A 12,424-nucleotide genomic window follows, 5' to 3' on the forward strand; every position below is an offset into this window, starting at 1 on the left:
CTTCGCGTCGCCGCGCGATGCCTTACAGCGTGTAGGCGTAATCCGCCGGCTGGAAGCGGTAGTGGTCGCCATCGACGAAGATCTGGCCGAAGCTCGGGAAGGCGATGTGGGTTGCGGCGATCAGCATCTTGTCGGCCGAGACCATGTCGAAGATCCGGCGACGGCTGGCGGCGGCCTCGGCGGGATCCATATCGAAGGCAAAGCCGACATCCGGCTTCTCGGCATGGATCGCGGCATTGTGCACGGTATCACCGACGATCAGCATCTGGTCTGCACCGGAGGCGACGCGCAGGATGCTATGACCGGGCGTATGTCCGGCAGACAGGATCATCTCGACGCCCGGGAAGATCTCGCCATCCTTTGCCAGACGTGTGCGCGCCTCATAGGGCTTCAGCGCCTTGCGGGCGAGGTCGAACATCGGCTTCAGGCCATCGGGGGCGCTGGAAAGAGCGCCGTCATCCAGCCAGAATCCGGCTTCCTTCTCATGCAGAACGAGTTCGGCATTGGCAAAGATTGCCGCGCCATCCGCACCGATCAGGCCGTCGGCATGGTCGGGATGGGCATGGGTCAGGATCACGGCGTCGATCTGGTCTGGCGTGATGCCGGCGGCAGCCAGATTGGCGACGGTGCGGCCAAGCGTCGGGCCAAACATCTGGTTTGCACCAAGCCCGGTATCGACGAGATAGGTCTTTTCGCCGGAATTGATGACGAAGGCATTGACCGAGGTCGGCAGGCTTTCGGTCAGGCCGGCCTGGTTGAGAATGCCGACGAGGTCGGCCTTGTCAGCGCCGGAGAAGTTGTCGACCGACAGCGGGGCAAAGCCGTCGAGCAGGGCGGTGATTTCGAGGCTTCCGACCTTGCGGCGATAGAAGCCCGGGGCCTGGACACCTGAAAGCGGTGCTGCGGCAAAGGCCGAGGTGGAAAAGGCAGCGCCAAGGCCGGCGGCAGCCCCGGTCAACAGCAGGGAACGACGATTGATCAGCATGGTAGATCTCCCATTCGAGATAACTTGGAGCACCATTTCCGTCGCGCGGGCACCGCGCGCAATAGGTTGCGCGAACATATCTGTCACGCGAGACATTTGTGCACAAGTCGTAATGTCGCCTGACGTGATACAAGTTGCTTTGAGGTTGCCTGTGTCGGGTCGCCCAGCCTATACCACCTGCCGATGACAGGATGCTGTCAGCGCAAGCGGTGACCAGGCCAGTCAGTGAAGGGCGCGGCACCGGAAGGAGACGGACGCATGGCGGACAAGGATGAAAAGAGCCTGGACCACCAGCTGTGCTTTGCCATCTATGCGACCTCGCTTGCCTTCACCCGCGCCTATCGTCCGCTGTTGGAAGAACTCGATCTCACCTATCCGCAATATCTGGCCATGCGGTTGCTCTGGGCCGAAGATCGCCTCACCGTTGGGCAGCTTGCCGAACGGCTGGCGCTGGAATCAGGCACGGTCACGCCGCTGATCAAGCGCCTGGAGCAGGCGGGCCTTTTGACCCGGTGTCGCTCGCGCATCGACGAGCGGCAGGTCAATGTCCATCTGACGGAGAAGGGCATCGCGCTGAAACCTGTCGCCGACCGTCTGAATGAGGATCTCAAGGCTATGGTCGGCTCGCGTTTCATCGATGACGAAAACCTGGTCGAAACGCTTCAGTCGCTGCGAAAGGTGCTGGTCGGCGACAGTCGCTGATCCGCTGGTCCGCAGACCCTTCAAGCGCCCCCGACCAGAGCCCCGATCGTTCCGCCGACGAGCAGCACAATGCCGATCAGGAAGGTCAGCGCGGCCCCTGGTCCCCGGGTCTTGGCATCGGCGTAGTATTCCGCGGCATAGAGCGCCCGCGCCGCCGTCCAGGAAAGGCCGAGCAGCCCGGCCAGCATGTCGGAGACGCAATATCCGAAGATCCACAGCGACGGCAGGAAGAGCACCATCTGCTCCACCGTGTTCTGCTGCACCCGGAAGATCCGCTCGAAATCGGCATTGCCGGTTGTCTTCGGCGCCTCGACGCCGAATTTCTTGCGCGCCTGGCCGACCTTGAGCAGAAACCAGCAATAGGTGAGGAGGGCGGCAAAGGTCGCGAGAATGGTGAAACGCATTGTCTATCCGAGGCGTGAAAAGGCATTGCTAACCATTGATTGGTAGGCGGCATGGGCTGAGAAGGCAAGCAAGCAAGGTTACCGGATCGACATGTTCGTGATGGTGCTTCGGCTTGTCGGTTGCAGGCTTTTCCGCCATCATTGTCGCAATGCTTCGACTGCCCGCCGATCCGTCCCCTGCCGAGAAACGAAGAGCCCCGATGACCACCGATCCTTTCAAGTTTGGCCGCGCCTACGACCTGCACGAGCTGGTCGCCGACGGGATCATCCATGGCATCGGCGTGGTCTTTGCGCTGGTCGGCGCGACTGCGCTGATCTTCTACGCCACCGTCTATTCGGACTACGCCAACATCGCCGCCAGCTGGATATACGGCCTCGGCCTGATCATCTCGCTCGGCGTCTCCTTCACCTACAACATGTGGCCGCATTCGCGGGTGAAGTGGATCCTGCGCCGCTTCGATCATTCCGCGATCTTCATCCTGATCGCCTCGACCTACACGCCCTTCCTCATCCAGGGCGCCGATCGCCCGATGATCCTCGCGCTCCTGATCGGCATCTGGATCACGGCCTTTACCGGCATCTGGCTGAAGTTCCGCTTTCCCGGCCGCTATGATCGCCTCGCCATCCTGCTCTATCTCGGCATGGGCTGGAGCGGGGCGCTGGCCATGGGCCCGATCTCCGAGATCATTCCGGGCGTGACCCTGACGCTGATCATCGTCGGCGGCTGCATCTATTCCGCCGGCGTCGTCTTCCATGTCTGGGAACGCCTGCGCTTCCAGAACGCCATCTGGCACGCCTTCGTGGTGACTGCCGCCATCGTCCATTATTCGGCGGTCTTCACGGCCATCAGCCTGGGCTGATCGCCAAGAGACCTATGCGATCGTCATCCTCGGGCTTGTCCCGAGGATCCGCCGAGACCGACCCCGGCCTCAACGCCTCCGCTCCTGTCCCACACATTCCACCGGCAGCAGATGCTCGGCACAAGGCCGAGCATGACGCCAAGAGGTGCTTTGCCTCAGATCCCCGTCATCTTCGCCTGCTTTTCGATCTGCTTGGCCACCTGGCCGGCACCGATGCGAAAGCCTGCAAGCGTCATCGGAAAACTGAGCGCCAGCGAAACGGCGGCCAGCACCAGCGTCGCCATGACCGGCGTCATGCCCATCTGCGCGGCGAGGAGCTGCAATTCCGCGCCGCTGATCCCGTTCACCCAGACGATCGCGAGAAGGATCAGCGAGCCGATGAGCACCGCGACGACGGCAAGCAGGGCGGAAAGCCTGAGGCTCAATCCCCAGCTCGGCCGGCCCTTCAGCCGCTGTGCCACGAACGTGCCGGCAGTGGAGCCGGCGGCCATCAGCACGGCGACGTTGCCGGCCGAAGACAGGCTGTCGCCCCAGCCGAAATTGTCGAGCACCAGGACGAGGAGATAGATGAACAGCTGTGCTGCGACAAAGACGAGCACATAGCGGGTGAGGAGGCCGGGAAGCATGGAGGTCATGAAATCTGTTTTCCGTCTGTGATGGTCTTGCCTTTGCACCCTTGTTGCCCGATGTGTCGATGCGGCGAAGTATCGCCCGTCACATCTCGTTCCCGCAGGGCGGTTTTTCCGCCACAAATTGCAAAAGCCGCATCATGCCCCTCATTCTCCGCGACGCAACGCCAGCTGATCTTTCCGCCATCCTCGCCATCTACAATCACGCCGTCGCCGAGACCACCGCGATCTGGAACGAGACGCTGGTCGATCTCGACAACCGCCGTGCCTGGTTCGATCTCCGCCAGACGCGAGGCTTCCCGATCCTGGTTGCCGATATCGACGGAACGATCGCCGGCTACGCCTCCTATGGCGACTGGCGGCCCTTCGATGGCTTCCGCGCCTCGGTCGAACATTCCGTCTATGTCGAGAAGGATCACTATGGCCAGGGGCTCGGCAAGACGCTGATGACGGCGCTGATCGAGCGGGCAAAGACAGGCGGCATCCACGTCATGGTCGCCGCCATCGAAGCCGGCAACAAGGGCTCGATCGCCCTGCACACCTCGCTCGGCTTCCGCCTCGTCGGCACCCACCACGAGGTCGGCCAGAAATTCGGCCGCTGGCTGGATCTGACGATGATGGAACTGAAGCTGGCCTGATCATCCCACCTCCCCCTTGAGTGGGGAGGGTGGATCTCCGCGCAAACGTTAAGCCCTCATCCTGAGGTGGGAGCGAAGCGACCCTCGAAGGACGAGGGCGGGTGGAGGAATCGGGGCCTCGATCCTTCGAGGCCTGCTGACGCAGGCACCTCAGGATGAGGGGATGCCAAAGCACCCACCTCTCCTCAAGGGTAGGGGGACATATTTGCCTTACAGCAGCTTCAGCAGCGCCTTCGCCGCCTCTTCCGATGAGGCCGGGTTCTGGCCGGTCACCAGTTTGCCGTCTGTCACCACATGCACGCCCCAGTCGGCTCCCTTTTCATACAGCCCGCCGCGCTCCGCCAGCATGTCTTCGACCAGGAAGGGCACGACGTCCGTCAGGCCAACGGCCTCTTCTTCCGAATTGGTGAAGCCCGTCACCTTGCGGCCCTTGACCAGCGGCTGGCCGTCCTTGCCCTTGACGTGACGCAGCACGCCCGGCGCGTGGCAGACCACACCGATCGGGCGATCCTTGGCAGCGAAAGCCTCGATCAGCGCAATGCTGTCCCGGTCTTCGGCCAGATCCCAGAGCGGGCCGTGGCCACCCGGATAAAAGACCGCGTCGAAATCAGCCGGGTCGATGTGGGACAGCGGCGTGGTCGAGGCCAGCAGCTGCTGTGCCGTCTGGTCCGCCTTGAACCGGTCGGTCGCCTCAGTTTGCGCATCCGGCTCGTCGCTCTTCGGATCGAGCGGCGGCTGGCCGCCCTTCGGCGAGGCGAGCGTGATCTCGGCGCCAGCATCCTTCATCACGTAATAGGGGGCGGCGAATTCTTCCAGCCAGAAGCCCGTCTTCTTGCCGGTATCGCCGAGCTGGTCATGCGAGGTGAGAACCATGAGAATTTTCATCGGTGTTTTCCTTTGTATTGTCTGGGGGGTATTCATGTTCGCTTCGGAGGCCTCGCCCCTCGAGGTCCGGCTGCGCCGGACACCTCAGGGTGAGGGGAGATCTTGGTGTTTCAGGCGACAGACGCCCTCATCCTGAGGTGCCCTCGCCAAGGCGAGGGCCTCGAAGGATCAGTTGCGCGGGGTCAGTCATTCGGCCCGACGCGGATCACCCGCTTGCCGAAGGCTTCGCCGTTGAGCAGGCCGATAAAGGCGCGGGGCGCCTGTTCCAGCCCGTCGATCATCTCTTCGCGGTATTTGATTTTGCCGGCCTCGACCCAGCCGGCCATTTCCTTGGAAAATTCCGGGTAGAGATGGCCGAAGTCGTCGAAGACGATGAAGCCGCGCACGGTGACGCGCTTCTTCAGGAAGAGCCCCATCAGCCAGCCCAAGCGGTCGGGCCCCTCGGGAAGCGAGGTCGCATTGTACTGGGCGATCAGTCCGCAAAGCGGAATGCGCGCAGCCGTGTTGAGAAGCGGCGCGACCGCATCGAACACCTGGCCGCCGACATTCTCGAAATAGATGTCGATGCCGTCAGGCACCGCCTGCTTCAATGCCTCCGCAAACCCATCAGCCTTGTAGTCGACGCAGGCATCGAAGCCGAGCGTGTCGGTGGCATGGGCGCATTTGTCCGGACCACCGGCGATGCCGACGACCTTCAGCCCGAGGATCTTGCCGATCTGCCCGACGGTCGAGCCGACGGGACCGGTCGCACCTGCTACCACCAGCGTTTCGCCGGCCTTCGGCTTGCCGATTTCCTTGAGGCCCGACCAGGCGGTGAAGCCCGGCATGCCGGTCACCCCGAGCGCCCACGAGGGATGGCTGGGATGGCCGCCAAGCGGCGTCACGCCCCGACCGTCGGAAAGCGCATAGTCCTGCCAGCCGGTGAAGCCGACGACCCAGTCACCCGCCTGGAAGCCCTCGAGCTTCGAGGTCACCACGCGCGACACGGTACCACCGACCATGGTCTGGCCGATCTCGACCGGCGCCGCATAGGAGGGGGCATCACTCATCCGCCCACGCATGTAAGGGTCGAGCGAAAGAAAGACGGTGCGCAGCAGCATCTGGCCGTCTGCCGGTTCGGGAATGTCGACGTTCTCGAGCCGCAGTGTCTGATCGTTGGGTTCGCCCTTCGGGCGCTCTGCCAGAACGAAGCGGCGGTTGGTATCGGTCGATTGCGGCATGAAAATTCTCCTGTCTTGCAAGGCCTGTCCGTCTCGGCCGGGCCATGAGCACGATGGCCGTTCGATCGTCGGTCGCGCCTCTGCGCTCATCGAAGACGACAGCCATGAGCCATGACAACGACACCCGGATGGCGTTGTTCCATGACATCCTGTCGCGGCCATGACGACAGGGAAACGGAGCGCCGAACACCTCCCCCTTGAGGGGGGAGGTCGCCGCGAAAGCGGCGGGTGGGGGTGAAACATCCGGCGGCTACAATGCACTGGGCAGAGCCGGTGCTTTGCCCATTCACCCCACCCCGGAGCTCCGCTTCGACCCTCCCCCTCAAGGGGAGGGTGATGAAACCGCTGACGCCGTTCTTTCTCTTCTCCCCAGCGGGGAGAAGGTGGCGCTCAAGCGCCGGATGAGGGGGCGCGCGGAGCGCAAGCAAGTCATCACGGGTCCGCCCACCCCCCTCAGCCTTCCTCCGCTCCGAGCACGGCGGCGTCCCGTGCCGGCTCACTCGATCCGCACCCGCGCCATCTCGCCGCGAATGCTGATCTCGGGCTTGGCGCCGGGCGTGTTCGGCAAGGCGCTGTCGACGAAGGAGGCGACGGCCTCGACGCCATAGGAGATCGGCGTCGGCACGAGGAACATCACGGTCGCATCCAGCATCTTGCCGGAAATGCGGATCTCTTCGGTGTTCATCACCCGCTCGAAGGCGAGCCGTGCACGCAAGGCCGCACCCGAGACGGCGACAGACGCGGCATGGCCGGTCAGGGCGAAGTCGCCGGCATCGCTGTCGACGGTGATGGCACCGAAGTCACCGGCAAGCCGCATGCGCGCGGCATCCTGGCGGATCGAGATCCGGGTCTGCGGCGGCAGGGTAGCCGTCAGGGACAGCGTGCAGTCGTCCCAATCGTTCCAGCCGAAGAAGCCGCCCCGATCGCCCATGTCGACATGAAGCGTATCGCCGTCCCGCCGCATCTGAGCCTCACCCATGCAGTCGCCGGCAAACCAGCCGGACCGCCAGATCGCGCCCCAGCCATGCCGTGTGCCCGAGAGAACAGCCTCCCGCGCGCCGTCGCCCCCGGTGGAAATGGCGATGTCGCTCGCAGCCCCGGTCACCGAAAGCTGGGTCACGCCGGTGAGATCGATCGGACCTGACAGCGCGTCGCTTGCCCGGATCATCTGCACACCACCGTCGATGATGGCGAGGCCGATGATCCCGCCGAGGATGGAAAGAAGAATGGTTCGCTTGCGCATGAAGGGCACTCCTGGTTTGGCGCGTCCGTTTCGGCCGGCCGGTTTCGATGCCCTCATCTCCGTCGAGAAACCGGTCATCCGCGACCTCGATCGCGATCCGGGTCGACCGGGATCGCGCTTTCGGTCATGGTCGCAGCACGCTCACTTGGCCTCCATGATCGAAACATTCGCATGCTGCTCGTCCCGCTCTCCTTTCTCGTCGCCCTGTTCCTTGCCGTCTTCCTCGTCCGCCTTCTCGGTGAAGGCCGCGAAAGCTGGCGCCGCAATAGCCTTTTCCTCGCGCTGCTGGCGCTCTATGTGGTGCAGAGCCTGCTGGTCGGGTTGCGCTGGGGCTATGGGGTGATGGCCGTGCTGCCGGCCTTGCCGGTGATGGCGAGCCTCGTGCCGGCGCTCTCCTTCCTCGCCTTCCGCGATCTCACCCGTGAAGAACCGGGGCTCTCGGTCCGCGACTGGCCCCATCTTCTCCCGACAGTCGCGACGCTGCTGCTGCTTTTGCTTGGCCGGGCACCGGTCGATCTCGTCATCATCGCCAATTTCCTCGGTTATGGTCTGGGGCTGCTCTGGCTCGCCCGCCTTGGTCCCGACGGGCTGATCGCCGCCCGCCTCGATGGCTCGCTGCGCTCCTTCCGCGCCCTGCTGCTGACCGGCATCGCCCTGATTGCCTCGGCCCTGACGGATGTCGCGATCAGCCTCGACATGCTCTGGTCCGGCGGCCGCTATTCACCCATGGTCGTCTCGGCCGCCACCACGCTGATCCTGCTGCTCCTCGGCATCGGCGCCGTCACCGCCGGCCAGGAAGAGGCGGGCGAGGGGGCTGATACCGTTGCCGATCGGACGAGCGCTCTTGAGCCTCGCGCCATGTCCGACCGCGACCGGCCGTCACCCGTGCGCATGGATGCGGCGAACACGTCCGCCTCTGTCCCTGCCTTTCCCACACCGACCAAGGCAGCCACTGAAGATCACCGTCAGATCGCAACTGCGCTTGATGACCTGATGCGGGAGAAACGCCTCTGGGCGGATCCGGATCTCAACCTCGCCCGCCTTGCACGCCGCCTCGGCCTGCCTGCCCGCGCGGTCTCGGAAGCGGTCAACCGCGTCCATGGCATCAGCGTCTCGCATTACGTCAACAACCACCGCATATCCGAGGCCTGCCGCCTGCTTAACGACACCGACATGTCAGTTACCCGCATCCTCTTCGAGGCGGGTTTCATGACCAAATCCAACTTCAACCGTGAATTCCTGCGCGTGACCGGTGAAAGCCCCAGCGACTGGCGACGCGCACAAAACCTTGGACTGGCAAAGACCTGCTAGCGAGGATATACTCAGATCCTTGAAGGGATATGCTGCCATGCCGCTATACATCAGGGATCCCGAGGTGGACCAACTCACAAACGAATTGATCGGCCTCACCCGCACGACCAAGGTGGAGGCGGTCAGGGATGCGCTGAAGGACGCCATTGCAAGCCGGAAGGCGAAGCTGTCGATCCGAGATCGCCTTGCCACCACGCTTGCCATGGCTGACGCGGCCGGCCCTTTCCATCCTGGTGACCACAAACGGGAATCCGACGAGATGTGGGGCGAGGACGACTGATGATTTTCATCGACGCCTCCGTCGCCGTCGCGATCATCACCCGGGAGGATGATGCCGATGCGCTCATGGATCGATTGGAGAAAGAAGGCGGGCCGTTTTACGTTTCGGCAGTCATGAAACTCGAAACGAGCCTATCTGTCGCGCGCCGACTGGCTGGTCCGGGCAACCCCGCGACCTCGGATATGCTCGCCATGGCGAGGCGACTTGTCGACCAGTTCATTACCGATCTGGAGGCCCGTGATGTTCCCATTGCGGACGACGTTGCCAATAAAGCTTTGGATGCCGCCCAGCGGTTCGGCAAGATCGTCAACCATGCGGCCCGGCTCAACATGGGCGATTGTTTCGCTCACGCCTGCGCAACAGCAAGCCAGACCCGCGTCGCTTACAAGGGCGACGATTTCGTCCACACCGATATCGGCTGGTGATCACCCACCTCCCCCTTGAGGGGGGAGGTCGCCGCGAAGCGGCGGGTGGGGGTGACCAGAGCCTAGAGTTCGATCTTTTCGGTAAGCGCTGACGCCTCCACGTCACCCCACCCCGGAGCTTCGCTCCGATCCTCCCCCTCAAGGGAAGGGCGAAACCTCACCGCGAATAGGCCGTGATCACTTCGAGAAACGCATCGCCGTAACGCTCCAGCTTCGATTGGCCGATGCCGGAAATCGACAGCATCTCATCCTCGTCCATCGGCCGTTCGGTCGCGAGTGCAACCAGCGTCGTGTCGGGGAAGATGACGTAAGGCGGCACCGATTGCTCGCGGGCGAGCTCCATGCGCTTGGCGCGCAGGGCCTCGAACAGTTCCTGATCCGCCTGGTCGAGCCCGGCCTTGGCCTGCGCCGTGCGCGAGGACTGGCCGCGCGCTGCCTTGCCCGTGGTCGGCCGGTCCTTGCGGAAGCGCACATCGACCTCGCGCTTGAAGACCGTGCGCGCACTTTCCTCCAGCGTCAGTGCACCGTAAGCCGTGTGGTCGACACGGATATAGCCGGCCGCCAAAAGCTGGCGATAGACCGATTGCCAGGTCTTCGCCGGCAGATCCTTGCCCGCGCCGAAGACCGGCATGTCCGTATGGCCGAAACGGATCGTCTTGTCGTTTTCATTGCCGGTGAGCACGTCGATCAGATGCCCGGTGCCGAAGCGCTCTCCGGTGCGGTAGATCGCGGCCAGCGCCTTGATTGCCGCCTCTGAGCCGTCCCAGGTCTCGACAGGCTTCAGGCAGGTATCGCAATTGCCGCATTGGCCCGCGTGGCTCTCGCCGAAATGTTTGAGGATCGCCTGACGCCGGCAGCCGGGCGTCTCGCAGATGGCCAAGAGCGCATTGAGCTTGGCCCGTTCCACCCGCTTGATGTCGTCGGCCGCACCACCCTCATCGATCATCCGCCCGCGCTGGATGACATCGGCCATGCCATAGGCCATCCACACCTCGGACGGCAGACCGTCGCGCCCAGCGCGCCCCGTCTCCTGATAATAGGCCTCGACCGAACCCGGCAGGTCGAGATGCGCGACGTAACGCACATTCGGCTTGTCGATGCCCATGCCAAACGCAACCGTGGCGACCAGGCACAGGTCTTCCTCTTTCAGGAATGCGTCCTGGTTTGAGTCGCGCAGCGCCCGGTCCATGCCGGCATGATAGGGGAGCGCCCGGATCCCCTGGTCGTCGAGCCAGCTGGCGATCTCATCGACCTTGGCGCGCGACAGGCAATAGACAATGCCGCTCGATCCCTTGTGGCGCGAGAGAAACCGGAGCAGTTGCTGGCGCGGCTGGTCACGCTCGACGATCTCATAGGCGATGTTCGGCCTATCGAATGAGGTGGTAAAGACTTGTGCATCGTCCAGCCGCAGCCGGGCAATGATGTCTTCCCGCGTATGCGGATCGGCGGTCGCCGTCAGCGCCAGCCGCGGCACGCCGGGAAAGAGATCGGCAAGCTTGCCGAGTTCGCGATATTCAGGCCGGAAATCATGCCCCCATTGCGAAACGCAATGGGCCTCGTCGATGGCGAAAAGCGCGATTTCCACGCCTTGCATCATCTCGATGAAGCCTGGGGTCGCGGTCCGCTCCGGTGTCACATAGAGAAAGTCGAGCTCGCCGCGATCGAGCGCCCGACGGATCTCGACATATTCCTCGCGGCTCAGCGTCGAGTTGAGTGCCGCAGCCTTGACGCCGAGACCCTTCAAGGCCTCCACCTGGTCGCGCATCAGGGCAATCAGCGGCGAAACGACAACGCCGACGCCCGGCCGGCAGAGTGCGGGCACCTGGAAACAGAGCGATTTGCCAGCCCCCGTCGGAAACAGCACCACGGCATCGCCGCCGGACACCACATGGCTGACCACTTCGGCCTGACGCCCGCGAAAGGCGGAATAGCCATAGACGCGCTTCAGAACGGAAAGCGGACCTTCCTCTGCCTGGGCGGAAAAGAGCGGATCGGTAAGGGAGTGAGTCGGCATGATCAGAGGGTTTAGCCGAGAGGGCAGGGGATGGCCACAGCAAAGCAGAAGGGCGCCCATGAGGCGCCCTTACAATGAACGCGGTGAAACGCCGCTCAGACCCAGCGGTTGAAGCAGCCGTTGACCCGCACAGCCACCTGCTGGTGGTTGAGGTTCAGTGCGATGTATTCGTATTGCAGACCGGTGCTCACGGCGAATTCCTGGAACGCCTTGAATTCATGCAGCTCCCAGCCCGGATAATTGAAGTATTCGTCGAACAGGATGATCGTGCCGGGCACGATGCGCTCGCGCAACTGCGTGAAGACGGTCTGCGTCGAAGAATAGAGATCGCAGTCGACATGCAGGAAGGAGAGCGGCCCCGGATGCGAGTCGAGGAAGGTCGGCAGCGTCCGGTCGAACCAGCCGATGACGAGCTCGACATTCGGCTCCACAGCCGGCAGGTCGGTGCGGGCAAACGCGCCCTTTTCATAACCCTCACGCCAGCCCTCCGGCAGCCCTTCGAAGCTGTCGAAGCCGTAAACGGTACCCGGCCGCTGCAGGGCAGTCTGGTTGATGGACCTTCCCGAGAAGACGCCGAATTCGAGACAGAGCCCCGGAACGGTGGCACAGGACAGCGCGTAATCGAGCACCTCGGTTGGCGTGTTCAGGCGCTTGGCACCCGTCATTTGCGTGGACATATACTGTGCTGCCGAGATCGCGGCAGTGAGGTTCGCCACGGCCTCCAGGTTGTACGATCCGCCTGGCTTCTTGCCGATGACCTCGTTGACGATCAATGCGATGTACTGGACGAATTGCGGGCTGCCTATTGTAATCGCTTCCATGGTCGTG

The 12,424-nt window shown here is 63.4% G+C and carries 14 protein-coding genes; 6 read left to right on the forward strand and 8 right to left on the reverse strand.

The window, feature by feature from the left end; genetic code table 11:
* Positions 1-22 precede the first annotated feature (22 nt).
* Positions 23-985 carry an MBL fold metallo-hydrolase gene (locus tag BW978_RS11185; RefSeq protein WP_175616874.1) on the reverse strand — a complete coding sequence of 321 codons (963 nt, stop codon included), beginning with the start codon at positions 983-985 and terminating at the stop codon, positions 23-25.
* 258 nt (positions 986-1,243) lie between these two features.
* Between BW978_RS11185 and BW978_RS11190 the strand changes: the two genes are divergently transcribed.
* Positions 1,244-1,687 carry a MarR family winged helix-turn-helix transcriptional regulator gene (locus BW978_RS11190; RefSeq protein ID WP_076395137.1) on the forward strand — a complete coding sequence of 148 codons (444 nt, stop codon included), beginning with the start codon at positions 1,244-1,246 and terminating at the stop codon, positions 1,685-1,687.
* Positions 1,688-1,707: 20 nt separating this feature from the next.
* On the opposite strand, the gene BW978_RS11195 is transcribed toward BW978_RS11190, so the two are convergent.
* Positions 1,708-2,091, reverse strand: a complete 384-nt coding sequence (locus BW978_RS11195) for an MAPEG family protein (protein ID WP_076395139.1) — start codon at positions 2,089-2,091, stop codon at positions 1,708-1,710.
* Positions 2,092-2,291: 200 nt separating this feature from the next.
* Between BW978_RS11195 and BW978_RS11200 the strand changes: the two genes are divergently transcribed.
* On the forward strand, positions 2,292-2,951 hold the full coding sequence (locus BW978_RS11200; protein ID WP_076395141.1) for a PAQR family membrane homeostasis protein TrhA: 660 nt from the start codon (positions 2,292-2,294) through the stop codon (positions 2,949-2,951).
* A 155-nt stretch (positions 2,952-3,106) separates the two neighbouring features.
* Here the strand turns inward: BW978_RS11200 and BW978_RS11205 are convergent, their stop codons facing one another.
* Positions 3,107-3,586, reverse strand: coding sequence for an ABZJ_00895 family protein (locus BW978_RS11205; protein ID WP_076395143.1), 480 nt, complete (start codon positions 3,584-3,586; stop codon positions 3,107-3,109).
* A gap of 134 nt (positions 3,587-3,720) precedes the next feature.
* On the opposite strand from BW978_RS11205, the gene BW978_RS11210 reads away from it, so the two are divergent.
* Positions 3,721-4,218, forward strand: a complete 498-nt coding sequence (locus tag BW978_RS11210; protein WP_076396460.1) for a GNAT family N-acetyltransferase — start codon at positions 3,721-3,723, stop codon at positions 4,216-4,218.
* 210 nt (positions 4,219-4,428) lie between these two features.
* Here BW978_RS11210 and BW978_RS11215 read toward each other — a convergent pair whose 3' ends face one another.
* The 3 genes from BW978_RS11215 to BW978_RS11225 form a co-directional block, all read right to left on the reverse strand.
* Positions 4,429-5,103 (reverse strand): type 1 glutamine amidotransferase domain-containing protein, encoded by a 675-nt coding sequence (locus BW978_RS11215; protein WP_076395145.1) that lies wholly within the window; start codon positions 5,101-5,103, stop codon positions 4,429-4,431.
* A 182-nt stretch (positions 5,104-5,285) separates the two neighbouring features.
* Positions 5,286-6,323: an NADP-dependent oxidoreductase gene (locus tag BW978_RS11220; RefSeq protein WP_076395147.1), complete on the reverse strand. Its 1,038-nt coding sequence runs from the start codon at positions 6,321-6,323 to the stop codon at positions 5,286-5,288.
* A 496-nt stretch (positions 6,324-6,819) separates the two neighbouring features.
* Entirely contained in the window at positions 6,820-7,566 is a 747-nt protein-coding gene (locus tag BW978_RS11225; RefSeq protein WP_076395149.1) for a hypothetical protein, read from the reverse strand.
* Between the two features lie 171 nt (positions 7,567-7,737).
* Between BW978_RS11225 and BW978_RS11230 the strand changes: the two genes are divergently transcribed.
* The 3 genes from BW978_RS11230 to BW978_RS11240 are packed head-to-tail and all read left to right on the forward strand — an operon-like array spanning position 7,738 to position 9,582.
* Entirely contained in the window at positions 7,738-8,877 is a 1,140-nt protein-coding gene (locus tag BW978_RS11230) for a helix-turn-helix domain-containing protein (RefSeq protein WP_244551942.1), read from the forward strand.
* 37 nt (positions 8,878-8,914) lie between these two features.
* Positions 8,915-9,157 (forward strand): type II toxin-antitoxin system VapB family antitoxin, encoded by a 243-nt coding sequence (locus tag BW978_RS11235; protein WP_076395153.1) that lies wholly within the window; start codon positions 8,915-8,917, stop codon positions 9,155-9,157.
* Positions 9,157-9,582 carry a type II toxin-antitoxin system VapC family toxin gene (locus tag BW978_RS11240; RefSeq protein ID WP_076395155.1) on the forward strand — a complete coding sequence of 142 codons (426 nt, stop codon included), beginning with the start codon at positions 9,157-9,159 and terminating at the stop codon, positions 9,580-9,582. The genes BW978_RS11235 and BW978_RS11240 overlap by 1 nt, the downstream gene beginning before the upstream one ends.
* A 157-nt stretch (positions 9,583-9,739) precedes the next feature.
* Here the strand turns inward: BW978_RS11240 and recQ are convergent, their stop codons facing one another.
* Positions 9,740-11,596, reverse strand: a complete 1,857-nt coding sequence (gene recQ / locus BW978_RS11245) for a DNA helicase RecQ (RefSeq protein WP_076395157.1) — start codon at positions 11,594-11,596, stop codon at positions 9,740-9,742.
* A gap of 95 nt (positions 11,597-11,691) precedes the next feature.
* The gene (locus BW978_RS23320) at positions 11,692-12,417 is read right to left on the reverse strand and encodes a TylF/MycF/NovP-related O-methyltransferase (protein ID WP_076395159.1); all 726 of its coding nucleotides are present in this window, start codon (positions 12,415-12,417) and stop codon (positions 11,692-11,694) included.
* Positions 12,418-12,424: the final 7 nt, after the last annotated feature.

The organism is Rhizobium sp. RU33A, from assembly GCF_900156055.1.
GTDB lineage: Bacteria > Pseudomonadota > Alphaproteobacteria > Rhizobiales > Rhizobiaceae > Allorhizobium.